At 60.3% G+C, this 24,360-nt stretch carries 24 protein-coding genes; 14 read left to right on the top strand and 10 right to left on the bottom strand.

From position 1 onward, the window contains the following. Positions 1-8 precede the first annotated feature (8 nt). Positions 9-797 carry an SDR family NAD(P)-dependent oxidoreductase gene (locus ACILSE_RS00185; protein WP_395715313.1) on the bottom strand — a complete coding sequence of 263 codons (789 nt, stop codon included), beginning with the start codon at positions 795-797 and terminating at the stop codon, positions 9-11. A gap of 59 nt (positions 798-856) precedes the next feature. Between ACILSE_RS00185 and ACILSE_RS00180 the strand changes: the two genes are divergently transcribed. Continuing rightward, positions 857-1,756 carry a sugar phosphate isomerase/epimerase family protein gene (locus tag ACILSE_RS00180; protein WP_395715312.1) on the top strand — a complete coding sequence of 300 codons (900 nt, stop codon included), beginning with the start codon at positions 857-859 and terminating at the stop codon, positions 1,754-1,756. Positions 1,757-1,759: 3 nt separating this feature from the next. On the opposite strand, the gene ACILSE_RS00175 is transcribed toward ACILSE_RS00180, so the two are convergent. Then, entirely contained in the window at positions 1,760-2,509 is a 750-nt protein-coding gene (locus ACILSE_RS00175) for a hypothetical protein (RefSeq protein ID WP_395715311.1), read from the bottom strand. A gap of 138 nt (positions 2,510-2,647) precedes the next feature. Here ACILSE_RS00175 and ACILSE_RS00170 point away from each other — a divergent pair, with 138 nt between their 5' ends. From ACILSE_RS00170 to ACILSE_RS00125, 10 genes are all read left to right on the top strand, one after another. Continuing rightward, positions 2,648-3,727, top strand: coding sequence for a pyridoxal-phosphate-dependent aminotransferase family protein (locus tag ACILSE_RS00170; RefSeq protein WP_395715310.1), 1,080 nt, complete (start codon positions 2,648-2,650; stop codon positions 3,725-3,727). A gap of 42 nt (positions 3,728-3,769) precedes the next feature. After that, complete coding sequence (locus tag ACILSE_RS00165; protein ID WP_395715309.1) at positions 3,770-4,009, top strand: addiction module protein; 240 nt, start codon at positions 3,770-3,772, stop codon at positions 4,007-4,009. Then, positions 4,006-4,311 carry a hypothetical protein gene (locus ACILSE_RS00160; RefSeq protein WP_395715308.1) on the top strand — a complete coding sequence of 102 codons (306 nt, stop codon included), beginning with the start codon at positions 4,006-4,008 and terminating at the stop codon, positions 4,309-4,311. Before ACILSE_RS00165 ends, ACILSE_RS00160 begins: the two co-directional genes overlap by 4 nt. 88 nt (positions 4,312-4,399) lie before the next feature. Then, complete coding sequence (locus ACILSE_RS00155; RefSeq protein WP_395715307.1) at positions 4,400-5,662, top strand: efflux RND transporter periplasmic adaptor subunit; 1,263 nt, start codon at positions 4,400-4,402, stop codon at positions 5,660-5,662. Positions 5,663-5,740: 78 nt separating this feature from the next. Next, the gene (locus ACILSE_RS00150) at positions 5,741-6,106 is read left to right on the top strand and encodes a hypothetical protein (protein WP_395715306.1); all 366 of its coding nucleotides are present in this window, start codon (positions 5,741-5,743) and stop codon (positions 6,104-6,106) included. A gap of 20 nt (positions 6,107-6,126) precedes the next feature. Beyond that, a complete protein-coding gene (locus ACILSE_RS00145; protein ID WP_395715305.1) occupies positions 6,127-6,828 on the top strand; it encodes a hypothetical protein in 702 nt (233 codons plus the stop codon). Positions 6,829-6,834: 6 nt separating this feature from the next. Further along, positions 6,835-8,295 (top strand): ammonium transporter, encoded by a 1,461-nt coding sequence (locus ACILSE_RS00140; RefSeq protein ID WP_395715304.1) that lies wholly within the window; start codon positions 6,835-6,837, stop codon positions 8,293-8,295. Positions 8,296-8,366: 71 nt separating this feature from the next. Further along, the gene (locus ACILSE_RS00135) at positions 8,367-9,545 is read left to right on the top strand and encodes a radical SAM protein (protein WP_395715303.1); all 1,179 of its coding nucleotides are present in this window, start codon (positions 8,367-8,369) and stop codon (positions 9,543-9,545) included. Positions 9,546-9,709: 164 nt separating this feature from the next. Continuing rightward, positions 9,710-10,447 carry a hypothetical protein gene (locus ACILSE_RS00130; protein ID WP_395715302.1) on the top strand — a complete coding sequence of 246 codons (738 nt, stop codon included), beginning with the start codon at positions 9,710-9,712 and terminating at the stop codon, positions 10,445-10,447. A gap of 174 nt (positions 10,448-10,621) precedes the next feature. After that, complete coding sequence (locus ACILSE_RS00125) at positions 10,622-10,840, top strand: hypothetical protein (RefSeq protein WP_395715301.1); 219 nt, start codon at positions 10,622-10,624, stop codon at positions 10,838-10,840. A gap of 80 nt (positions 10,841-10,920) precedes the next feature. On the opposite strand, the gene ACILSE_RS00120 is transcribed toward ACILSE_RS00125, so the two are convergent. Together ACILSE_RS00120 and ACILSE_RS00115 are read right to left on the bottom strand one after the other, a co-directional pair. After that, positions 10,921-11,484 (bottom strand): hypothetical protein, encoded by a 564-nt coding sequence (locus tag ACILSE_RS00120; RefSeq protein ID WP_395715300.1) that lies wholly within the window; start codon positions 11,482-11,484, stop codon positions 10,921-10,923. A 147-nt stretch (positions 11,485-11,631) separates the two neighbouring features. Further along, the gene (locus ACILSE_RS00115) at positions 11,632-14,001 is read right to left on the bottom strand and encodes a Tex family protein (protein WP_395715299.1); all 2,370 of its coding nucleotides are present in this window, start codon (positions 13,999-14,001) and stop codon (positions 11,632-11,634) included. A 136-nt stretch (positions 14,002-14,137) separates the two neighbouring features. On the opposite strand from ACILSE_RS00115, the gene ACILSE_RS00110 reads away from it, so the two are divergent. Both ACILSE_RS00110 and ACILSE_RS00105 read left to right on the top strand, forming a co-directional pair. After that, positions 14,138-15,355, top strand: coding sequence for a PQQ-binding-like beta-propeller repeat protein (locus tag ACILSE_RS00110; protein WP_395715298.1), 1,218 nt, complete (start codon positions 14,138-14,140; stop codon positions 15,353-15,355). A gap of 5 nt (positions 15,356-15,360) precedes the next feature. After that, the gene (locus ACILSE_RS00105) at positions 15,361-16,713 is read left to right on the top strand and encodes a neutral/alkaline non-lysosomal ceramidase N-terminal domain-containing protein (protein WP_395715297.1); all 1,353 of its coding nucleotides are present in this window, start codon (positions 15,361-15,363) and stop codon (positions 16,711-16,713) included. Positions 16,714-16,801: 88 nt separating this feature from the next. Here ACILSE_RS00105 and ACILSE_RS00100 read toward each other — a convergent pair whose 3' ends face one another. The 4 genes from ACILSE_RS00100 to ACILSE_RS00085 form a co-directional block, all read right to left on the bottom strand. Beyond that, positions 16,802-17,803, bottom strand: a complete 1,002-nt coding sequence (locus tag ACILSE_RS00100; protein ID WP_395715296.1) for a sugar phosphate isomerase/epimerase family protein — start codon at positions 17,801-17,803, stop codon at positions 16,802-16,804. 92 nt (positions 17,804-17,895) lie between these two features. After that, the gene (locus ACILSE_RS00095; RefSeq protein ID WP_395715295.1) at positions 17,896-18,768 is read right to left on the bottom strand and encodes a hypothetical protein; all 873 of its coding nucleotides are present in this window, start codon (positions 18,766-18,768) and stop codon (positions 17,896-17,898) included. A 136-nt stretch (positions 18,769-18,904) separates the two neighbouring features. Continuing rightward, positions 18,905-19,537, bottom strand: coding sequence for a DUF1080 domain-containing protein (locus ACILSE_RS00090; protein ID WP_395715294.1), 633 nt, complete (start codon positions 19,535-19,537; stop codon positions 18,905-18,907). A 42-nt stretch (positions 19,538-19,579) separates the two neighbouring features. Further along, positions 19,580-20,578, bottom strand: coding sequence for a LacI family DNA-binding transcriptional regulator (locus tag ACILSE_RS00085; RefSeq protein WP_395715293.1), 999 nt, complete (start codon positions 20,576-20,578; stop codon positions 19,580-19,582). Between the two features lie 69 nt (positions 20,579-20,647). On the opposite strand from ACILSE_RS00085, the gene ACILSE_RS00080 reads away from it, so the two are divergent. Next, a complete protein-coding gene (locus ACILSE_RS00080; RefSeq protein ID WP_395715292.1) occupies positions 20,648-22,972 on the top strand; it encodes an FAD-dependent oxidoreductase in 2,325 nt (774 codons plus the stop codon). 4 nt (positions 22,973-22,976) lie between these two features. Here the strand turns inward: ACILSE_RS00080 and ACILSE_RS00075 are convergent, their stop codons facing one another. Further along, positions 22,977-23,813: an alpha/beta hydrolase gene (locus ACILSE_RS00075; protein ID WP_395715291.1), complete on the bottom strand. Its 837-nt coding sequence runs from the start codon at positions 23,811-23,813 to the stop codon at positions 22,977-22,979. Between the two features lie 129 nt (positions 23,814-23,942). Next, complete coding sequence (locus ACILSE_RS00070) at positions 23,943-24,344, bottom strand: c-type cytochrome domain-containing protein (RefSeq protein ID WP_395715290.1); 402 nt, start codon at positions 24,342-24,344, stop codon at positions 23,943-23,945. Positions 24,345-24,360 lie beyond the last annotated feature (16 nt).

Here is a 24,360-nt window from a genome sequence, read left to right as displayed (position 1 = left end):
CATGACCCTTAACTCATCACTGGATTGATCTGTCCTTCGCTCACGCTCCAGCCGCCATCGACGGCGAGGACTTGGCCGGTGATGAATTTGGAATCGGGGGAGAGCAGCATGAGAGCGGCGGCATCGCAGTCTTCGGGATGGCCGATGCGGCTGCCGTCGAGAGGTTGCTTGGTTTTGATGAAGGTCATGATGTCGTCGTTGGTGGCGGCACGTTTGGACATGGGCGTCTCGACGAGCGCAGGGGCGATGACGTTCACGCGGATGTTTTGCGGCGCGTAGTAGGCGGCGATGGATTTGCTGAAGCCGATGATGCCGGCCTTCGCGGCGGCGTAGGCGTGGGAGGCGAAAAACTTGGGCGAAGGCGAGTAACCGAGCACACTGGCCATGTTGAGGATGACGCCGCCGGTGCCTTGCTGGATGAATTTCCGCACGGCGGCGCGATTCGAGAGCACGACGGACTTCAAATTGAGGTCGAGGGTGTAGTCGAGGCCGTCATCGGTGAGTTCGTGGAGCGGGCCATCGCCTTTCGAGCGTCCGCTGCCGCCAGCGACGTGGTAGAGGGCGTCGAGTCGATCAAACATGGCCACCGCACGTTCGGCGGCTTCGGGCGTGGCGGCATCGGCAGCGAAACCTCGGGCCTGCGGGCCGAGTTCGGCGAGCGCGGCATCCACATTCGCCTGCGTGCGACTGGTGACGACGACGTTCGCCCCGGCGGCCACGAGTTTCTTCGCCGCGGAGAGGCCGAGGCCGGTGGTGCCGCCGACAATGATCACGTTCTGGCCTTGGAGAGAATGCATGGGCGGAATGTCGAATGACGAATGAAGAATGTCGAATGGGGAGACGTTGAAGCTGCCTCATGAACACCCGCCGCGCCTTCGTCCGCAACCTCTCCGCTTTGGCTTTTACCGCTCCGTTGTTGGCGGAAACGCCGAAAGTGAAAAACAAGATCTGCTTCTTCACGAAGCATCTCATCGGCCTGGGTTATGACGACATCGCCAGTCTGGGCGCGGAGATGGGCGTGGATGGCATCGAGGCGCCGATTCGTCCGAAGTCAGGCCACATCACGCCGGAGCAGGTGGTGGATGAACTGCCGAAGTTTGTCGAGGCGCTCAAAAAGCAGAACCTCGACATGATGATCATGACCTCCGGCATCAACGAGGTGAACGCGGAGCAGCGCACGGAGGAGGTACTGCGCACGGCGGCGAAGCTGGGCGTGAAGCGCTTCCGCATGAACTACTTCAAGTATGACCTCAAGCAGCCAATCTGGGAGCAGCTCCAGGCCATTCGTCCGAAGATCAAAGACCTCGTGGCTCTGTGCGCGGAGATCGGCATCCAGCCGATGTTTCAAAATCACAGCGGGCAGGATTACTTCGGGGCACCGGTGTGGGACATCTTCTCCATCATGCGGGAGTATCCGGCGGAGCAGTTCAGCTTCGCCTTCGACATCCTGCACGCCACCTGCGAGGGCGGGAAGTCGTGGCCGCTGGAGTTTAACCTCGTCAAAGACCACATCGGCGCGGCTTATTTCAAAGACTACAAGTGGGATGGGCGCAAGCTCGTCACCGTGCCGCTCGGCGAAGGCCAGGTGGATCCGGCGTATGGCCAGATGCTCATGAAGACCGGCTACAGCGGCCCGATTTCACTGCACGTCGAGTATCTCGAAGGCAATCCGAAGGATGCGGCGGTGCTCAAGGGCTTCCGCGAAGCGCATCTGCGGGATATGAAGACGCTCAAGGGGTGGTTGGGGTGGGCGTGAGCTCTACTTCGTGGCATCAAAGCGCCATGGACCTTCGCTATTCTTTCGTGCATTGGGATCTTTGGGAGGGAGATGCAATCCTCCGATGCCCCAGGAGATGCGGTAGTCGAAGGAGGTGATGCGCTGACCGCCCCTGAACGGTCCTTCAAAGTGAAACTGGATGTAACCGATGAATGGCAGGTTCTTGGCGAAGAAATCAGGCTGTTTCTGCAAGATCCATTTCACCGCCGCCTCTTCGTCACTTCCCCAAGGCACATCCAATTTGTGATACTGCTGAATCAGCTCGTCATAACTGTTTCGTTCGATTTGGGGGACGTGCAGTCTGCCTGAAAACTCGGTGCCTTTGTCACCCGGCTTTGGCTCCGAGGTGTTTTGCAAAACCTGCCAGGATGACCAGTGCTTCTTGTCCGGGCTATAACGCACAAAAAGCTGCCCGCGCCAGACTCCTGATCGGAACACCTGCGAAGCAGGACAAACCGTTCCCACGAGCGTGACACCCGAAGTGGGCCGCCACGCCGTTCCCGTGCCAATCGGGGCCGTGGTGAAAGAGCCTGCGTATTCAGATTTGGCATCTCCGTCCCATCCAAGCCCCTGATTGGTCAAAGTCAGCTTGTCCGCAGGCTTGAAACTGACTCGATGATCATCTTTGGACATTTTCGTGAAGTCGATAGACTGCGAATCCCCGCTCAGAATGCTGCCATAGGCCCAAAAGCCGATGCAAAGAGCCAGGAGGGAAATGATAACGAAACGCATGGTGCTGTTTTATGAAATTCCGCAACACCGGTCAAGACGCGCATCGGGTAGAGTGATCTTGGGGTGGAAACGATGGTTTCTCGGGCTTGCGCGGGCGGACATGCCTTCTACACTCGCCCTCCCCTTTCCCCCAAACGCATGAGCACCCACGTCAAACTTTACATCCCCGGTCCCGTCGAAGTTTCCCCTGACACCTACGCTGCGATGGCGCAGCCGATGATCGGGCATCGCGGCAAGGGATTCCAGGATCTGTATGCCGAGATCCAGCCGATGCTGCAGACGCTGTTTGGCACGAAGCAGCAGGTGTTTCTGAGCACCTCGTCCGCTTGGGGCGTGATGGAGGGCTCGATCCGCAATCTGGTGAAGAAAAAAGTGCTGAACTGCTGCAACGGCGCCTTCTCTGACAAGTGGCTGGACGTTTCCAAGCGCTGCGGCAAGGAAGCCGAGGCTTATCAGGTCGAGTGGGGCCAACCGATCCTGGCGGCGGAGATCGACAAGCGTCTCGCCACGGGTGAATTCGACGCGGTGACCTTCATCCACAACGAAACCTCCACCGGCGTGCTCAGCCCCATCGCGGAGATCGCGGCGCTGAAGAAGAAGTATCCTGATGTGATGTTCATCACGGATTCGGTGTCCGGTTTCACGACGGTGCCGGTGAATTTCGACGAACTCGGCCTGGACGTGCTGCTCACGGGCAGCCAGAAGGCCTTCGCGCTGCCCCCGGGCCTCGCCTTGTTCACCGCCAGCGAGGCCGCCATGGCCCGTGCGGCGACGATCAATGACCGCGGCTACTACTTCGACTTCCTGGAGTTCAAGGCGAATGGCGAGAAAAGCATGACGCCCTCCACGCCGTGCATTTCGCTGATCTACGGCCTGCGCCATCAGCTCAACAAGATCTTCGCCGAAGGCGTGGACAACCGCTACGCGCGTCACGCCAAGCTCAATGGCATGGTGCACGAGTGGGTGCGCCGCAACGGCTTCGAATTCTTCGCGCCGGAGGGTTACCGCTCCAAGTCGCTCACCTGCGTCGCCAACAACAAGAACATCGACGTGGCGGCCTTCATCGCCCTGCTGAAGAAGAACCACAGCATGATCATCGACGGCGGTTACGGGAAGCTGAAGGGCAAGACCTTCCGCGTCTCGAACATGGGCGACGAATCCGAGGCGAGCATCAGCACGGTGATCGCCGCGCTGGATGACTCGCTGGCGAAGCTGTGAGCCGACTGGCACCAGATCGGACATTGCCCACCCCAGGCATTCATGCCATCATCCGTCATGATTCTTGAGCAATTCCCAGAAGTGCGGGCTCTCTCATCGTCTGAGAAGCTGCTGTTTGTGTCCGAACTCTGGAACGACCTGGAGGAGCATCCTTCCGAAGTTCCGGTGTCCCGGGAAATCCTGGCCGAGCTGGACCGGCGGATGGATCACTTCAAGAAGCACCCGGAGGAATTCACCACTTGGGAAGCGGTGAAGCAACGCATCCTGGGATCGGCCGCATGAAAGAACTGATTCTGCTGCTCCAGGCGGACATCGACATTCAGCAGGCTTACGAACGCTGCGAGGACTATCAGAAAGGACGTGGCGTGTTGTTCATGCAGCAGCTTGATGTCGTGCTCGGTCTGCTGAAAAGGAATCCAGAAAGCGGGGCACGCTATGCGCATCCCTATCGGCGCATGCTGATGCGCGATTTTCCGTATGGCGTGTTCTATGACGTGCAGCCAACGCGGATCGTGGTGGTGACGATCACCGACCTGCGGCAGAACCCGTCCGTCATTCATCGTAAAGTTTTTGGCCCGGCATGACTTCTTCCGCTTTGAAGCCTGCTTTTCGCGGATTAAATCGTGCGCGGGGTGAATCCATGCGCATTTTCAGGCGTTCATAGTCCCTGACATGGCCCGCACCCTTCGCGCACTGCTCCCGCTCCTCATCCTCGCCGCCTGCGGCTGGGGGATGTGGTGGTTGGTCACGCACAAGCCGGAGATGGCGGTCATGGAGACCCGTCCCGTGCTAGTGACGGTGGAGGGTATGACATTGAAGAAGACGAGCTACCCGGTCCGGGTGTCCTCGCAGGGCGCGGTGCAGCCCCGGACCCAAAGCACTCTGGTCCCGGAGGTGGCGGGCATGATCGTGGAGGTGAGTCCATCCTTCAGGCCGGGCGGCTTTTTTGAAAAAGGCGAGTTGCTGGTGAAACTCGATGCGGTGGATTATGAAACAGCGGTGGTCGTGGCCAAGGCGGCCGTGGCCCTGGCAAAGGTGACACTCGCCGAGGAAGAGGCGAAGGCCGAGCAAGCTCTGGAAAACTGGAAGGCGCTGGGACGGCAGGGCGCTCCTGGAGAGCTTGTTTCCCGCGCTCCGCAGGTGGCGCGGGCGAAGGCCGACCTGGCCGCCGCCGAGGCACGCGTGGTGAAAGCGGAACGCGACTCTCAGCGCACGATCATCCGCGCCCCGTATGCCGGGCAGGTCCTGGAGCAAGTGGCGGATGTGGGCCAGTATGTGAGCCCGGGCACCACTTTGGGCCGCATCTTCGCCACGGATTTCGTCGAAGTGCGCCTGCCGCTGCCAGAACGCGAGAGCATGCATGTGCGGCTGCCGGAACATTATCGTGATGCCAGCGAGTCGCCTCCTGCGACCAAGGTCCGTCTGCGCACCACCGCCGCAGGCAAGACGGTCATCTGGGAAGGACGCCTCGTGCGCGTGGAGAGCGCTCTCGATGCCGAGACACGCCAGAGCACCGCCGTGGCGCAAATTGACAATCCCTTCTCAAAACGGGCGGATGGGGCGCCGCCGCTGAAAATCGGCCAGTTCATCGAGGCGGAGATCGAGGGCGATGCTCTGGAGGATGTGTTCATCATTCCACGGGCCGCGGTGCGTGCGGGTGATGAGATCATCCTGATCACAGCGCAGAAAACTCTCCGGCGCATGTTTGTGGAGCCGATTTTCGGCACGGAAAAGCAGATCGTCGTCTCTGCAAAGTCGCCTAAGGCCCCGAAGGAGGGCGATGTGCTCTGCCTCACCCCGATCCCCTTCCCCGCCGACGGCGCCCGCGTGAACGCGGTGATCGACGGCCTCCCTCCAGCCGAAAAAATGGCAGACCAGAAGAAGCCGGAAAAAAAAGCTGCGATGGTGGTGCCGGAGGCAAAGCCGCTGCCCTGAGCAGGCGGCCAAGCGGGACGGTTTTGCAGCATCAGCAAAGGGAAGCTGGCACGCGTGATGCTGAATGCTGGTGTCCGAATGGAACCCACTCGCATCATTCCCATTTCCACCACCCGCCAGGCAGCGGCCATACAGCCTGCCAACATCGTCCCCATGGAACCCGATCCCGGCCTCATCAAGATGGAGTCCGTGCAAGGACGCGAGACCATTTCTGGCGGCGATGCTGAATCCGCGCAACGTTTTGCCGGAGAGGTCAAGTACGTCGGCTACTACACCGACAAGCTGGCCGAGACCCTCGGCATGCGTCGGCTCGAGCTAGCGATCGTCGAGGACCGCGAGGGCCAGACCTCCATCAGCGCCGCACAGCAGCCGGGGAGCTGGCATGGAGCCGTGAGCAGCCATCGGCGCTCCATCAAGCATGTGCGTGAGTCCCTGGCACGCTGATCCCGAACGAATTTTCCTTCATGAGTTTGAACTCCGTGATCACTGCCGCCGCCGCGCTGCAACGCCTTGAAGGCGTCGCGGGCGTGATGCTCTTCAAAGGCCGCAACACCATCCACCGCCAGATGCCCTTTTCGGAAACCCGTGCGGACAACCTGCGCGAAATCATCAGCCAGATGCTCGATGGCTACCGACAGGTGCGGCGGAGCATCCGCCAGATCTATCTGGAGTTCGACGGCGGCGTGCTGCTCATCGTCACACAAGACGAGGCAGTGATGTTGTTTTTCCTCACCTCACGGGCCGACGCCGATCTCGCCGCCAGCGCCGCCTCCGTGATGCTGAACGATCATGCCGCAGCGCTCAGCACGGCCTCATCCGCTCCGCAGCCTGCCGCGCAAAACTCTCCCGATGGCATCGAGGAGCTCGTCGTCACCAGCCCGCGTGCGCTCACGCAGATCACCGACAAGGCCGGAGCCACGGTCAACCAATGGGGCGCGGTGAGGCAGTGTGTCGAAAGCGTGCTCGGCAAGGTGATGGGCCGTGCTCAGGCCGCGAATCTCGTCCAGCGCACCATCAGCGAGGCGCAAATCGCCGATCCTTACCGCCTCAATGCCTCGGATGTGCGCAAACTGGCCGTGAGCGTCATCGAGCACGTGCCGAACACCTCCAAACGCCGCCAGCTCCTCGTCGAACTCGATGCCGCGATGGAACACCTGCAAGCCTGATCCCTCATGAAATCTCTCTCCCTCTGCCTGTTCGCCAGTTTTGCCCTGCTCAGCCCCGTTTCCGCCCAGGAGACAAACAAAATCGAGGCGAAACTCGACACGATCATCCAAAAGCTCGACACGAACCAAGGCACGCTCAATGAAGTGGCGAAAGCGGTGAAGAGCGAGGCACCACCTGCTGCCGCGAGCGTCCCGGCGGCCCCCGCCGACGCGGCGGTGAAGGCGGACATCGAGACCGTGCAGCTCAATCTGAACCTGGTGTGGATGGTGATCACCGGTGCCCTCGTTTTTGTGATGCAAGCCGGTTTTGCGATGGTGGAGCTGGGCTTCGCACGCGCGAAGAACAGCATCAACATCATCATGAAGAACTTCCTGGACTTCTGCATCAGCGCCATCGTGTTCATGTTCCTCGGCTTCGGGCTCATGTTCGGCACCAGCGCGGGTGGCTTGATCGGTGGAGATTCGTTCTGGCTCTCGAATCACGCGGCAGATGACAAGCTGTGGGCCTTCTGGTTCTTCCAGGTCGTCTTCGCTGGCACCGCCTGCACCATCGTCTCCGGAGCGATGGCCGAGCGCACAAAGTTCGTCGGCTATCTCATCTATGCGGCGCTGTTGGCGGCCATAGTTTATCCTCTCGGCGGTCACTGGGCCTGGGGCAGCTTTGGCGGAGCGTATGGTGTCGGTGGAGAGAAAGGCTGGCTCGAAGCGATGGGCTTTGTCGATTTCGCCGGATCGACGGTCGTGCACGGCTGCGGCGGTGCCTGCGCGCTGGCGGGCATTCTTGTCGTCGGTGCTAGGCACGGACGCTTCGCAAAGGACGGCACGCCTCGCCTGATCGCAGGCCACAACATTCCACTGGCCGCGCTTGGTGTTTTCATCCTGTGGTTCGGCTGGTTCGGCTTCAATGCCGGCTCAACCTTGCTCGGCAACGGCACCATCGGCCGCATCGCCGTGAACACGACGATTGCACCAGCCGCGGCGGCGCTCTCCGCGATGCTTTCGATGTGGTTCGTGCAAGGACGGCCTGATGTGGGCATCACGCTCAACGGTTCCCTCGGCGGTGCGGTCGGCGTGACCGCTTGTTGCGCCAACATTTCTCCGGCCTCGGCCTTCATCGTCGGTTTGATCGCCGGCATCATCACCACCGTCGCCACCATCGCGCTGGAGCGCATGAAGATCGACGACGCCGTCGGCGCGGTGCCTGTGCATTTGGGCAACGGCTGGTGGGGCACATTGAGTGTGGCTCTATTCGATCAAAATGGCTTTGATGCCCACAAGCTCGGCGTGCAGGCACTCGGAACTTTCTCGGTAACACTCAGCGCCTTTGTCATCTGTTTCGGCATCTTCAAGCTGGTGGACATGACTGTCGGCCTGCGCGCCACCGACAACGAGCAGATCGACGGGCTCGACTTCGCCGAGCACGCGGCCAATGCGTATCCCGACTTTCAGACGACCGAGCAGGCGTGAGGCAAGCAAGGTCATGCCTTGCGCAAAATCGGCGGGGCATCGGATATGCCTTCGTGCGTTGATACGGGGTCATGATCAACCTCACCCGCCTTTACTGTGACGTCGCCCAGCCCATGGACCACCTGCGCTACGGCCGAGGTCACGGCTCTCCGACTTCTGCGGCCGAACGCCGCCCGATTGTCGTCTGGAACATCACCCGCCGCTGCAATCTGAAGTGCGTCCATTGTTATCAGGACTCGGATTCCAAGCACTACCCCGGCGAATTGAGCTGGGAGCAATGCCAAGCGGTCGTGGACGATCTCGCGGACTACAAAGTGCCCGCGCTGCTGCTCTCCGGCGGTGAGCCTACGATTCACCCGAAGTTCTTCGAACTCGCCGAATACGCCACCGGTAAGGGTCTGCGCCTCACGCTTTCCACCAATGGCACCCTCATCAATCCCGAGTGGGCGCAGCGCATCAAGAACATCGGCTTCTCCTACGTCGGCATCTCGCTCGATGGCCTCGGCGCGACGCACGATCACTTCCGCGGCAGGCAGGGTGCTTTTGACAAGGCCGTGGCCGCCTTCCGCAACTGCAAGGCCGTCGGCCAGAAGGTCGGCCTGCGTCTCACCCTGTCGCGTCACAACATCGCCGACATCGAAGGCATCCTCGACTTCATCGAGCGCGAGGACATCGAGCGCGTGTGTTTTTACCATCTTGTTTACAGCGGACGCGGTGCTGAACTGATGGAAGTGCCGCACGAGGAAACACGTGGAGCCATCGACAAAATCCTCGACCGCACGGCCAAATGGGCCGCCAGCGGCAAGCCGCGCGAGGTTTTGACCGTGGATCAACCAGTGGACGGGCCGTATCTCTACATGCGCCTGAAGCGCGAGAATCCCGAGCGCGCCGAGCGTGCCATGGAGTTGCTCAATTGGAACGGCGGTGGTGCGAACAGCAGCGGCACCGGCATCAGCAACATCGACACGCAGGGCAATGTGCATCCAGACCAGTTCTGGCACGAGCTCACGCTCGGCAATGTGAAGGACCGCAAGTTTAGCGACATCTGGAGCAACCGCGACAACGCCACGCTCAACGCGCTGCGCAACCGCAAGGAGCATCTCACCGGCAAGTGTGCGAGCTGCAGCTTCCTCAATGTCTGCGGCGGCGGCTTCCGCGTGCGTGCGCTACAGATGACCGGTGATTTGTGGGCGCCTGACCCTTCGTGCTACCTGAATGATGAGGAGCGCAGCTCGATCTTGGCCGCGTGACCGCCCACTCAGTCTGGCTGGTATGAAAATTCAGTAAATAAAGGTCTGAGCAGAGATTTTGCTCATCGGAAATCTTGCTCACTGCGGGCAATCCTGTCAGCATTTTGCGCTCCGCGCGGCACCTGTGTTCCGCGCCAACGTCACAACCTTCATTTGCTCTCATCATGAACGCTTCACGTTGCCTTTCTCCCCGGACCATGGGCATGTTCATGCTGCTGACAGCCTGCCTGCTCCTCACCCAATGTTCCATGCCTTCCCGGCAGGCCTGGCAGTACATCCAGACTCACGGACTGCTGACCTACTGGCAATACGAGTCGCAGCACGCTTCCCCTCCCTTCCGCACCGGCGTCTCACGCCACATGCCACGCTACGCGACGACTTCCCGCAACAGTCTCGCCGTACCGCGCTACAGCCACCTGCCTTCCAGCAGCTGGTCCTCGTTCTGGGGCTATGATCGCACGCCGTATTATTACTCGCAGAATCGTTACTATAACCAGACGCCGTCATCTACGCACTCAAGCGGCAGTTACAATCCGCGTCCGTCTCGTCCACCATCGAGCCATCCATCACCACGCACGACCATACCGTTGGAGGAACCCTCCGGCCCCCCGCAGATTGGCAATACTACCGCCCCGCAGCCGGACAGTGCTCCGAAAACGAGCGGCCCGGCTTCGTCACCCGCTAAAACCGCCGCCGATCTCCCATTCGGCACGCCAGTTCCCGGCCGTGCAAACATGGTCAACAGCCCCTACGCCGGCCAAACCCAGCTCGTCGATGTCTCCGGCATGGGACCCGGGCAGACCGTGAAATGCCCCTACACCGGAAAGCTCTTCAAGGTGCCGTCCGCCCAGCAGGCCGAGAACAAGGCCGAGCCTCGCCAGGAATCGAAAATCGATCCTTAGAATCCTGGTTCCGAACCCAAGCCCGGGGAAAAAGCCCTGATGCCGGCTTCTGACGCACAAAGAATCAGTTCGGGACGGGAAACCGGCCGCAGGCCGTATTTGGTCTTGATTCAAACTTGATCGGTGGAACTCTTGCCGCCCTCAAAACCGAAAACGACAACCGATCAATCCATCATGGGTCAGCAACTCAACAAAGTCATCAAACGCCGCCGCCGTAAAAAGTACCTCGAACGCAAAAAAGCCCTCGCCAAGGCGGGCATCTCCCGCAAGGCACGCAGCGCCAAGGCGGATGCCAAGAGCGTGAAAAAAGCTCCGGCCAAAAAGCCCGCTGCCAAGAAAGCTCCTGCCAAGCCCAAGGCTGAGGCCGCTCCAGAAGCTGCCGCCCAGGAGTAATCTCAGGCTCATCCACTCTCTGAAATCAAGACGCCACCGGTTCTCCGCCGGTGGCGTTTTGCTATACCCGGAAGAATCGCTCAGCGGAACCAGAAACCGCCGCCGCCAGGAGACGCCCCCTGGCTCGAACGCGAGTTGTAGCCGTCGTAATAACCGCGCTCAAAACCGGAACGATAACGCGGATCGTAACGCCCCACATGCGCCGCCGGGTCAGGCTGCCGTCCGCCAGTCAAATCGCGCAGACCGTAATCGTAGCCCTGGTTGTAGGTCGGATCATTCGCGGGCTGTTGTGGCGGAGGATTACCGTAACCTCCTCCTTGATTCAAATAACCGCCGCCGAGGCTGCTGCGCGCCTGGCTGTGGCCTTGGTTGTAACCATCGCGATAGGCCATCTCAGTGTTCGGGCCGAAGCGTGAGCGATAGCGATTGTAGTTCTGGCTCTGACGGTTCTGCGCATCGGCCTGTCCGTCCTGCCAGCCTCGCTCATACGCCGCCTGGTTCATCTGGTTTCCCTCTTCCCTCATTCCCTGGCGATACGGATTCGCATACGGGTCAGGCCTGCCGTTCGTGCCGTAGAAATACGGGTCAACACATTGCGTGAGCAAGAGAGGCGCGGCCAGCGTGGCGAGAAGAGCGGATTTCATAAAAATGGAGACTTGATCGTAAAAGGCGCATGCCATGTGGCAAGGGCGCAATCTCCGACGCGTTCGTCATGCCTCATGTTCAGCCAATTCATTCGGTTGGCGGTATTTTCGCCTGGCTGATGATGCTCCTGATGGCGTCTGAGCGTGTCACTTCTTCCCCTTCTGCGCCGCCGCGGTGAACCAGTCCACGCCGCCGCCACCTCCGCCGAAGGGATTACCCATTCCACCTCCGGAGCTGCGATTGCCACCGCCTGCGAAACTGCGCTGGCCACCGCCTTGACCGCCACCAGCCGGACGCGGACCGCCGCCGCCCTGCTTTTTCTCGAAGTCAGGCTTCGACTTCATGCTCAGCGCGATGCGTTTGCGCGGAATATCGACCTCCGTGACCGTCACGGTCACACGCTGGGCCACTTTGACGACTTCCGCGGCGTCACGCACGAAATGATCGGCAAGCTGGCTCACGTGCACGAGGCCATCCTGATGCACGCCGATGTCCACAAAGGCTCCGAACGCCGTCACGTTCGTCACGATGCCCGGCAGCTTCATGCCGACAGTGAGGTCCTTCATCTCATTCACGCCTTCGGCGAAATTGAAGACCTCGAACTGCTTGCGCGGATCACGCCCCGGCTTCGCAAGCTCGTTCATGATGTCCTGCAGCGTCGGCAGGCCCACATCAGCGCTGACATACTTCTTGAGGTCGATTTTCGCGCGCAGTTCGGGCTTCTGCATCAAATCGACCACGCCGCAGCCTAGATCGGCCGCCATTTTCTCCACAAGCGGATACCGCTCAGGGTGCACAGCGCTGGAATCGAGCGGATGCGCCGCGCCACGGATGCGCAGGAAGCCCGCGGCCTGCTCGAAGGCCTTTTCACCGAGCCGCGGCACTTTCAGCAGATCTTTGCGGCTCTTGAACGCCCCGTTCTCGTTGCGGAAGGCCACGATGTTCGCCGCGTGCGCGCTGTTGAGGCCGGAAACGTAGCTGAGAAGCTGCTTCGACGCTGTGTTCAGCTCCACGCCCACCGCGTTCACCGTGCTGATGACCACGTTGTCGAGGCTGCCTTGCAGCATCGTCTGATCGACATCGTGCTGATACTGACCCACGCCGATGGATTTGGGATCGAGCTTCACAAGCTCCGCCAGCGGGTCCATGAGGCGGCGGGCGATGGAAACGGATCCACGCACGGTGACATCGTGATTCGGGAACTCCTCGCGGGCCACCTCGCTGGCGCTGTAAATCGACGCGCCGCTTTCATTCACCATGATGACCGGAATCGAGGCGGGAACACCGATCTTCTTCACAAACATCTCCGTCTCGCGGCTCGCGGTGCCGTTGCCGATGGCGATGGCCTCGATCTTGTGACGTTCGATCAGATTGAGCAGCAGATTCTTCGCATGAACGAGGCTGTTGCCGTCGCCGAGCAGGTAAATGACATCGTTGTAGAGAAGCTGGCCCTGGGCGTCGAGCACGACGACCTTGCACCCTGTGCGGAAACCTGGATCGATGCCCAGAGTACGCTTCTGTCCGAGCGGCGCGGCCATCAGCAGTTCGCGAAGATTGTCAGCGAACACTTTCACGGCCTCCGCATCCGCCTTCTTCTTCGATTCAAGCCGGGCCTCCGTCTCCATGCTGGAGCTGAGCAAACGCTTGTAGGCATCCTGCGCGGCCTGCTTCACCTGAGCGGAGCAGGCATTGTTGCCCTTCACCGCCAGACGCTCGACCAATGAAACAGCATCGGCCTCCAAAGGCTGGATGCGCATGAGCAGGAAGCCCTCTTTTTCACCTCGACGGATCGCAAGCATGCGATGGGACGGAATGGACTTGAGCGGCTCCGTCCAGTCGAAGTAATCGCGGAACTTCTGCGCTTCTGGATCCTCTTCTTTGCCAAACATGACTTTGGAGGTCACCGTGCCGCTCTCCGCGAAGAGCTTGCGCAGCGACGCACGCACTTCCGCCGTGTCACTGATACGCTCAGCGATGATGTCGCGTGCTCCAGCCAGCGCCTCGGCAGCGTCTTTGACCTTCAACTCGTCCGTTTCGGCCTCCAGCTTCACAAACTTGGCCGCCTCGGCTTCGAGATCGACTCCGGCGGTCAGCACATTCTGCTCAATGAAGTCCGCCAGCGGCTCGAGGCCCTTCTCTTTCGCGATCGTGGCCTTCGTGCGGCGTTTCGGGCGGAATGGGGCAAAGATGTCCTCCAGCGCGTTCATCGTGTCCGCCTTCTCGATCTTAGCACGCAGCACATCGGTCATGAGCTTGCGCTCTTCGAGTGACTTCACGATGGCTGTGCGCCGATCATCCAGCGCCACGAGCTGGCCGAGACGCTCCTGAATGTTTTGGATCTGCACTTCATCAAGCGATCCGGTCGCCTCTTTGCGGTAACGCGAGATGAACGGCACCGTCGCGCCATCCGCGAGCAGCTTCGCCGTCGCGCCAACCTGGATCGGCTTGAGCTTCAGCTCTCCGGCGATGCGTTCGACATGGGCGACGTTGATGTTCAGTTCTGCGGCGGAAGACATGGTTGGAAAATCGTGAATGAGGGTTGGGAAGCGTGGAGTTAGCGAGTGCTCCAGGCACGGCAAGAGGGGAACACAACGTGTGAAAAACTTTTGTCCGGCGTGATGCTTGACATGCCTTTGCGCGTATTGAGCACGCATGAAAAAAGTTTTTTGCCTGCTTGCATTCATCTCGACACTTCACGCCCAAGACTGGCCGCGATGGCGCGGTCCAGGCAGCGATGGACGATGGAATCCGCCGAACATTCCCGCTGTTTTTGCGAAGAAGGAGCCGCTGCAGCTTTGGAAAGCGGAGATCGGAGCGGGGTTTGGCGGCGTGACGATGAGCAATGGCCGCGTCTATGTGATGGACCGGCTCAAGGCTCCGACGGAAGTCGAGCGTGTGCTTTGTTTCGATGCGGAAAGCGGCCAGGAGCTCTGGAAACACGCATGGGAGGTGAGCTACGGCGGCATGGATTATGCCACCGGTCCGCGCACCTCGGTGAACATCACCGAAGGGCGTGCTTATGCACTGGGAGCCACCGGTGTTGTTGTTTGTCTTGATGCGACGACCGGCAAAGTGATGTGGGAGGTCAATACTGTCGAAACTTGCGGCGCCAAAGTTCCCACATGGGGCTTTGCGGCATCTCCGGTGATTGATGGAGATCGCGTTTTGCTGCACGTCGGCGCCAAAGAGGGATCCGTGATCGCCTTGAACAAAAGCAGCGGCAAGGAAGTGTGGCGCGGCGGGCCTGATCGCGCGGGTTATTGCACGCCGGAGATCATTTCCCATGCCGGAGCACGGCAGCTCATCGCCTGGGGACCGGAGCATGTGCAGAGCCTGAGCCCTGACACTGGCAGCGTGAACTGGATCTATCCTTACAAGATCACTTACGGCGTCAGCATCGCGCAGCCGCTGTTTCAAGACGGCATCCTGCTGGTTTCCGGCTACTGGCACGGTGCAAAGGCGTTCCGGCTGGGAACAGGTGCCGAACTTCTGTGGGAGAACGAAACGGAGATCTGCGGTCTGATGTCATCGCCGCTCTTCAAAGACGGCGTTGTTTACATGCTCGACAAGAATCGCGGTTTGCAGGCCTTTGAGCTCAAAACCGGCAAGATCCTCTGGAGCGACGACAACACGCTCACGCCGAAGGATCGCAATCCGCAGATGAGCCTCGTGTGGATGGACGAGTCGAATAACCTCGCCGCGCTGCTGAATGCGAGCGGTGAACTCGTCTATGTGACGCTCACGCCTGAAAAGCGCGAGGAACAGTCACGTTGGCAGATCATCGGCAAGACCTGGGCGCATCCAGCCTTTGCGGGAAACCGAGTTTTTGCACGCAGCGATAAAGAACTGATCGCCTGGCAGCTTTGGTAGTCGTCATGAAACTCTGGCTGCCGCTTCTCCTCGCTGTGTTTGTCATCGCCGCCGCTCCGGTGGCCGAACCTCCCGCATGGAAGGCAGGAGCAGCCTCGGCGAAGATCACACCGGAAAAACCGATGTGGATGGCGGGCTATGCGGCCCGCACGAAACCATCGGAAGGAGTCGAATTGGATCTTTTCGCGAAAGCGCTGGTGATCGAAGACAAAGCAGGGGCGAAGTTTGCACTCATCACGATGGATTTGATCGGCGTGCCGCGAAATCTGCGGCTCGAGGTTGCGGAACGCGTGAAAAAGGAGTTTGGCATCGCGCCGGCAAATCTCGCGATCAACGCCTCGCACACCCACAGCGGCCCGGAGTTGCGCACGAGCCGCATTCATGGGGCGGATGACGTGGCATTGCGTGAAAAAGAAGCGGCGGAATACACGACGAAGCTGGAGGACACGCTGGTGCGGCTTGTCGGTGAGGCGATTCAGAAGTCCGTGCCCGCGCATCTCGACTACAGCACCGCCCGCTGCGGGGTCTCGATGAACCGCCGCACCCCGGATGGCAAGGGTGGCTGGAGCAATTTCCCGAATCCTAACGGGCCGGTGGATCAAACGGTGCCTGTCTTGAAGGCGACGAGCGCAGCGGGCAAGGAGATCGCGATCGTGTTCGGCTACGCTTGTCATTGCACCACGCTCGGCCATCAGAAGTTCAGCGGCGACTATGCAGGTTACGCGCAGCAGGAGATTGAGAGAACACATCCTGATGCGGTGGCAATGTTCGCCAATGGCTGCAGCGGCGATCAGAACCCGTATCCACGCCGCACGATGGAACTCGCGCAGACGCACGGCAAATCACTCGCCACGTCCGTCGAAGCCGCGCTCACCACGAACATGAAGCGCCTCACCGGCCCGATCCGCGCCGCGTATCGAGAAATCCCGCTGGCCTATGACAAGCTTCCGACCAAGGAACAACTTCTGGAAGAGCAGAAGTCCTCCGACAAATGGAAAGCTACGCATGCCACACGGGTGTTGCAGCGCATTGCCGATGAAGGCCCGCTGCCAACGACGTATCCGTATCCAGTGCAGGTGCTGCGCCTCGGCAACGACCTCACCTGGGTCACACTCGGCGGCGAAGTCGTCGTGGATTACTCCCTGCGCCTGAAAAAGGACATCAAGGACCCGATCGTCTGGGTCAGCGGTTACACCAACGATGTGATGGCCTACATTCCCAGCCTGCGCATCTGGCAGGAAGGCGGCTACGAAGGCGGCGGAGCGATGATCTACGGCACGCACCCGACAAGGTGGAGCGACAAAACCGAGGAGCACATCATCAACACGGTGATGGAGCTTCGGAAGACGGTGGAGTGAAAACAAAACGGCCCGGAAGGTGATTCCGGGCCGCTGGGGTGTTGAAGCTTAAACTGAAGCGGACAGGAGTGTCCGCGCTCCCATCGCTTTACTTGCTCGCCTCGGCGAACTGGGCGTCGAAGATGATCTTCGAGGGCGGGAAGTCGATCTTCTTGACGTAGGCGGCGGATTCGGTGGCACCGAATTCGCGGTCCATCGCACCGTCTTCCCATTCGACGCTCAGCGGGCCGCCGTACTCGATGTCATTGAGGGCGCGGATGATGAGTTCGAAATTGATCTTGCCGCGACCGACGGACTTGAAGTCCCAATAACGGCTCGGCTTGTGGAAATCGACGTGCCCGCCGAAGACGCCGACGGTGCCGTCGCCGATGCCCCAGGAGACGTCCTTCATGTGAACGTGGAAGATGCGGTCGCTGAACTTGTAGATGAACCGCACGTAATCGACGCCCTGGTAGCCGAAGTGGCTGGGGTCGTAGTTGAAGCCGAAGGCGGGATGATAGTCGAGAGCCTGCAGGGCGCGTTCGGCGCTGGCGATGTCAAAGGCGATTTCGGTGGGATGCACTTCCAGCGCGTAGCGGATGCCGAGTTTCTGGAATTCGTCTAGAATGGGCTTGAAGCGTTTGGCGAAGTCCTTGTAGCCGTTCTCGATCTGGCCGGGGAGGTTCGGCGGGAAGGAATAGACGAGGTGCCAGATGCTGCTGCCGGTGAAGCCGTTGACGACGCTGACGCCGAAACGCTTCGCGGCATGCGCGGTCTTGATGAGTTCCTCGGCGGCGCGCTGGCGGACACCCTCGGGATTGCCATCGCCGTAAATGTAGGGCGGGAGGATCTGCTTGTGGCGTTCGTCGATCAAGTCGCACACGGCCTGGCCGACGAGGTGGGTCGAGATGGCGTGGCACTGCATGCCGGCGGCCTTCAATTTGGCGCGCTTGGCATCGCAGTAGGCCTGGTCGGCCTTGTCCACTTCAAAGTGGTCGCCCCAGCAGGCGAGTTCGACGCCGTCGTAACCGAAGGACTTGGCCTTCTGGATCATGGTGTCGCAGGAAAGATCGGCCCACTGGCCGGTGAAGAGGGTGACGGGACGTGGCATGAGGTGTGTGTGAGGTTGAATTAAGGCGGGGAAGAAGGAGAAAGAATGGCGAATGTCGAATGGCGAATGATGAATTTTTGCGGGCGCGGCGGTCACTTGTCCTCGATCTTCAGCGTGCGGGCGAGGGTGAAGGGATAATTGAAGTCCAGCGCGGTTTTGCCGACACCGGCGATGTTCGCCTCGCCCTTGAGGACATAGGAGCCTTTGATCTTCGTGTCCACGTCGAGCATGTCTGTGAGGCGGCGGTCAACGATGGCTTCGAAGGTGATCTCGATGTGCGAGTTGTAGCCCATGGGACGCTCAAGGCTCAGTCCGCCGGTGATGTTGATGACTGCATGTGGACCGTCCGGCTTTTCATCAAGGCTGGCGAAGAAACAGGTGATGTCCTTCGGCACGATGAAGCCGGCTGCCTTGCCACGCGGCGCCGGAATGTTCGTCTTCCATGTGTCTCCCGGCATGCGCGCGTCATTGCCGAGGCTGAGTGACAAAACATCCAGCATCCCCGCCGTAAAGGCGAGGTGATCGAGCGTCTGGCGCTCATCCGGCGAGGGCTTGCCCTGCGCGAGATCGTAGTCCCAGCGCGATCCGCTTTTGCGGACGCGCAGTGTTTTGGATGTGAGCGAAGAGGACGGCTCGTTCGGCGGCGGCACGGGCCCCATGAAATGAGCGAACTCAGTGAGGAACTCGGCCACGCGGACCTCCTCCGTTCCTGCCCCTGCGACTCGACGCACGAGGTTCAGACGCTGCACATAGCGCGTCGTGACCTCCGTGGACTCCTTTGCGTTCACCTGTTTCGAGCGGCCGTTATCGACGCGGATCTCGCGTCTCTCCCGGATCACGGTGCCGCTGCGCGGCGGCAGGTTTTTGTTCAGGATCACAGGCCGCGTTGCGTTCTGGCCTGAGGCGGCATTCCAGGTCGAAAGAATGAGCGCGAGGAGGCTGACTGTCGGAAGAAGAACTCGCATGGTGCAAAGCTATCAAAGCCGGGCAGCCAGTCACAAGCTCCAAGCACAGAAAGGTTTGAAAAAGGGGGCGGGAGGAGATTGACCTCCTGAGCCTGCATGGAACGACTGAATTCGGAGCGAAGGTTTTGCAAAAAGCCTACTTCAGCTCCTGGATGCGCAGATTGCGGAACTTGTAGGTCTGGCCCTTCTCGCCGTGATGCTGGATGGCGATCACACCGCTGGCGTCCTTGTCGTCCTCCACATCGGTCGTGAGCACGCCGTTGACGAAAATTTTAAGGCTCTTGCCGCGGCATTCGATGCGGTAGTTGTTCCAGTCGTTGCGTTTGAAGGCGTCGCCAGCGCGTGCGCGGAAGGCGGCCTCGCTTTCCTTGTTGCCTTTGATCGGACTGATGAACCACATGCGGCGGCCTTCGTCATAGAGTCCGCCGCTCCACTTGCGGTTCGCGTCGCCGTCCACCTCCGCCTGGTAGCCGAAGACTTTGTTCTTCTCCACGTGGGCGCGGAACATGAAGCCGCTGTTCGCCTGGCCTTCCGGCAGCAGGATGTCGCCCTCGAAAATGAAGTCGCCGTAAGTCTTCTCGGTCACCACAAAGAACTTCTTGTCGCCCGTGAGGTGAATTTCACCATTCACGACTTCGATCTTCCCCCATTCATACGGATTCGTCCACCCGGTCATCGTTTTGCCGTCAAACAGCGAAACCCAGTCTTCGGCGAAGGCGGGAATCGAAACAACAAGGGCGAGAGCAACAAAGAGAAGATGTTTTTTCATGGCAGGGCCGCGATCAAAGCCGCGACACCCCACAAAACAAGCTCAATCCTGCGCGGAACGCCACACGCCCTCGGTCATCACGATCTTCGGATTCGCAGGAATGCCGCGTTCGTTCTGCTGATACTGCGCCACGAGCAGGTCCACCGCCGCCTCGCCCAAAACATCCGCCTGCTGGTCGATCCCGGCGACATCCGGCTTGTCCGCACGCCAGCCCAGCGTCACATGCAGCGGCCTTTGCGCCTTCGGCAGCGCACCCAGCCAGTCTTTGACGACATGCCCGCCATCGATCACGACTTCCGGCTTCGCTTTGCGCAGCCAGGCATGGAAATCGGCCTTGGAAGGCGTTTTGCGCAGCGCCAGCAGGTCCCCGGGCTCAGCCATCGGATGATGTGCCAGAAAACTGGCCGACCATGCGCGGAACATGCGCTCGTTGATCGTGCTGCCGCAGTAAAAGCCGACGCGCTTGAGACCTTGCTTTCGCAGCATGCGCAGCGCCGTCATCATGCCGAGATAGTGATGGTGATGCACGCGATGCAGCGCCGGACGCGCATAGCCGAGGCCGATCACCACGCTCGAAAACTTCTCCCATGCCATCGTCACATGCCCGCGGCTGCGGGAAATCAGCGGCGACAAAATGAAGCCCGGAATGCCTCTCGCCTCCAAAATGCCGGAAAGCCGCCGTCCCGTCATCCCGCGTGCCGCCATGTGAAACTCCTCCAGTTCAAAGCCCAGCTTCCGCGCCTGCCGATACGCCCCCAGCACGAGTTGCTGCGACCACGATGACTTCGCGATCTCCTCCGCGTCACGTTCCGCCCAAACAAAGGCCAGGGTGCGAGGGGACGTGATCTGCCGTCCACGACGGATCTGAGTCATCAGCTTTGTGAACTCCGGGTCAGGCTTGTAACCAAGCGTCCGGGCCAACTGAACGATTTTCTGCCTCAAACCGCTCTCCACATGCCGCCCGTCGCGCAGAGCGCGGGAGACGGTCATCTTCGAGACGCCCAGTTTGCGGGCGATGTCGTTCAAGGTGGGGCCGGGCATGGCTGTTACTGTAACAGATAACCCGTGATTGCTTTCCGGCCATCTTCTCGTTTAAAAAGGCCCGTAACCATGAAATCCGCCCTCCTTGCCTCACTCCTCACGATCACTGCTACCGCGCATGCCGCGCCGAAATGGATCGAAGCCGAATCCTTTGCCAATCCTGGCGGCTGGGTCCTCGACACGCAGTTCATCGACATCATGGGCTCGCCTTACCTCATGGCGCACGGCATGGGCAAAGTCGTCAAAGACGCCGAGACCGAAATCGAACTGCCAGCCGGCGAATACACGCTCTGGGCTCGCACAAAGAACTGGGTCGGCCCCTGGGATGCTCCGGGAGCACCGGGGCGTTTTCAGATCGCGGTGAATGGCGAGATGCTGAAGCATGAGTTCGGAGCCACAGGCAAGGACTGGCAGTGGGAAAAAGCCGGGCCGGTCAAAATCAGCGGCAAAGCCAAAATCACGCTCAAAGACCTCACCGGCTTCGACGGTCGCGTGGACGCCATCGTGCTGAGCGATGACACCAGCTTCACGCCGGATGTCAGCATGCGGAAAAAGATGCTCGGTTTGCCGGAGAAGGCTCCTGAGACCAGCGAATACGACCTCGTCGTCGTCGGCGGGGGCTACAGCGGCATGGGCGCGGCCGTTTCCGGTGCCCGCCAGGGTCTAAAGGTGGCCTTCATTCAGAACCGCCCCGTGCTCGGTGGCAATGGCTCCAGCGAAATCCAGGTCTGGGCCATGGGCGGCACACGCCGCGGCCTGTATCCGCACCTCGGCGAGATCATTGAGGAAATGGCCGACCGCGCCAGCAACAGCCCCGCCGCCGATCCGCAGGAGTTCAATGACAAGCTCAAGGAAGATGTCGTGAAGGCTGAGAAGACCATCGATCTCTTCCTCAACACGCATGTCTATGGCGTGGAAATGGGCAAGGACGGCAAAAACATTCGCAGCGTCACCGGTCTCGACACAAAGAGCGGCAAAGAGACCCGCTTCGTCGGCAAATTCTTCGTCGATTGCACCGGCCACGGCAGCGTGGGTGCCCTCGCGGGCGCGGAGTTCATGATGGAGGAAAAAGGCCGCATGGGCATGAGCAACATGTGGGTCATGAAGAACCTCAAAAAGCCCGTCACCTGGCCCTCCACGCCCTGGGCGCTGCCATTGGGCTTGGAAGACTTTCCCGAACCGAAGGAAATGGCTCCCGTCGGCAAAAAGAACGCCGCCAACCAAGCCGGTTACGATCTTGGTTACACACCCGTGCCGAATCCCGAGCTATACGTCCACGGCGAGTGGTTCTGGGAGAGCGGCTTCGACAAGCACCCCATCAACGATCTCGAACTCATCCGCGACCACAACTTCCGCGCCGTCTATGGCGCTGTTTCCGCGCTCAAGACGTTGAAGGCCGAGAAATACGGCAGTTACGACCTCACCTGGCTCGCCTACATCGGCGGACCGCGTGAAAGCCGCCGCATCGTCGGCGACCTAGTCCTCAACGGCGAGGACATGGTGAAAGGCATCATCCATCCTGATGGCTGCGTGCCAACCACGTGGGACCAGGACCTGCATTATCCGAAGGAGCAGTACATGAAGAAGTTCCCTGACAATCCCTTCATCAGCCGCGCCGAGTTCGGCAAGCACACCGACCGCAAAAACGGTTACCCCGTGCCCTACCGTTGCTTCTACAGCAAGGACATCGGCAACCTCTTCATGGCCGGCCGCACCATCAGCGTCGAGCGCCACGCGCTTGGCTCCACCCGCGTCATGCGCACCTGCGGCATGATGGGCGAAGTCGTCGGCAAAGCCGCCTGGATCTGCGTCCGCCACCACACCAGCCCACGCGGCGTGTATGAGCAGTATCTCGACATCCTGAAGGAACTCATGAGCCAGCCCGGCGCGATGCGCCGCGATACCATCGAAGGCAGCCTCTACATGCCCAAAAACGCCAAAAAACTCCCCGACACCGCCCTCTCCTCCGACAGCATCGACCCCAAAAAGCTCGACGGCATCGTCATCGACGACAAAGACGCTGAGTTGAACGGCAAATGGGCGCACGGTGAAGGTTTGAAGCCCTACGTCGGCGACTACTACAGCTACGGCAGCGAAAAGAACGCCAGCGCCCGCTTTGCCTTCAGCGTCAAAGAGACCGGCAAATACGAAGTCCGCATCTTCTTCCAACCCCACGCCAATCGCGGCAAGAGTGTGCCGGTGACCGTGCTCGGTGCTAACGGTGAAAAGACCGTCTCCGTCGATCAAACCCAGAAGCCCAAGCTCGACAAAGGTGCCCACAGCCTCGGCGTCTTCAGCTTCAACGCCGGTGAGGAATCTGCCGTCATCTTCCGCACCGAAGGCGCGAAGGGGAACGTGCATCTCGACGCGGTGCAGGTGCTGCCGGCAAAGTAAGCACTCAGCGCACATCGATGCCTTGCAACCAGCGCAAGGCATCTTCAGGCCAAACTTTTGCATCACGCTCGCAACGCAGGCCATAGCCATGGCCGCCGGTGGGGTAGAGCTTGAACTCGTGGGCGATCTTCGAGGCGTTCAAAGCGTCGTGGTAAACCTTGCTGCCTATGACATGCGTTTTGTCGTCTTCGCTGTGCACGATGAGTGTCGGCGGGATGCTGGCTTTGAGGTTCAAATCGCTTGCGACGTGGCCCGCTTTGTCATCGAGGTAAGCTGGATAAACAAGAATGGCGAAGTCGGGGCGACAGCTTTGCTGGTCGATGGCGTCGAGCTCGGGGTAGCTGGGTGATTGCACCGCAGCGCTGGCTTTGGCCGCCAAGTTGCCACCGGCGGAGAATCCGATGACGCCGAGGCGCTTCGGATCGATCTTCCACTCAGCGGCATTGGCGCGAGTGAGGCTGAGGGCGCGCTGCACGTCCTGGAAGGCACCTTCGCGGTTGTTCGGTGTGCGATACTTTAGGACCAGCGCGCTGATGCCGTGCTGATTCAGCCATTCGGCGATCTCGGAGCCTTCCTTGTCCACGACGCAGTAGCTGTAGCCGCCCCCGGGGCAGACGATGATGGCTGGAGAGGCAGAGCCATCGGCACGTTTTGCCTGAAACAAGGTCAGCGTGGGCTTGCTGACGTTCGTGATGCGCTGGAAGCCGTCTTTACGCTTCACTTCGCTCTCGGGTTCCTTGGCTCCCTGGCCGGGCATTTTACCCTCAGGCCAGACGTCGACGACGGTTTGTGCGAAGCTCTGGCAGGTGGTGGCAATCAGTAGCAGGAGGAGACGAAGCATGGCGGTGCAAATGGTGTATTGAGAGATGCAAAAGCAAGACGCTCTGACGAAGCTGGAACTTCCGGCCTCCTTCCGCCGTCCAAGGTGTCGTGGAAGATTCATACCAGAACACCCAGGCCAAAATGCCGCCTACTTGGACATGGCCGGCGCTTCACGCGGATCAGGTGCTCCGAGCAGCACCCAAGTCTCCAGGAGGGCGATCTCGACGGGCGGGAGCTTTTTCTTCGGCGGCATGGCGCTGTCCGAGTCGAGATGGCGAATGGCCTGGATGAGCGGGCTGTTCTTCAAATCTCCAGGCTTCACTGCGGGACCATTTTCACCGCCTGTTTGCCAACCGATCTTTGAATCCAAGAACAGCTCGCCTTCGGGCTCGTGCTCATGCGAGTGGCACTTGTAGCAGCGTTTTTCGAGGATGGGCTGGATCTGTGTGCGGAAGAACTGCGCAGGCTCGTAAGCGGGTGCTCTTTCCCCGCCCACCAGTACAGATGAATGCAGCGCCAATACACCAGCGAGCAGAGGGAGAAGTTTCATACCGTGGCAACGAAGC

Source organism: Prosthecobacter sp. (assembly GCF_044236155.1).
In the GTDB taxonomy this organism is placed as follows: domain Bacteria; phylum Verrucomicrobiota; class Verrucomicrobiia; order Verrucomicrobiales; family Verrucomicrobiaceae; genus Prosthecobacter.
The sequence above is the reverse complement of the archived record's forward strand: the minus strand, read 5'-3'. Positions and strand labels throughout refer to the sequence as shown.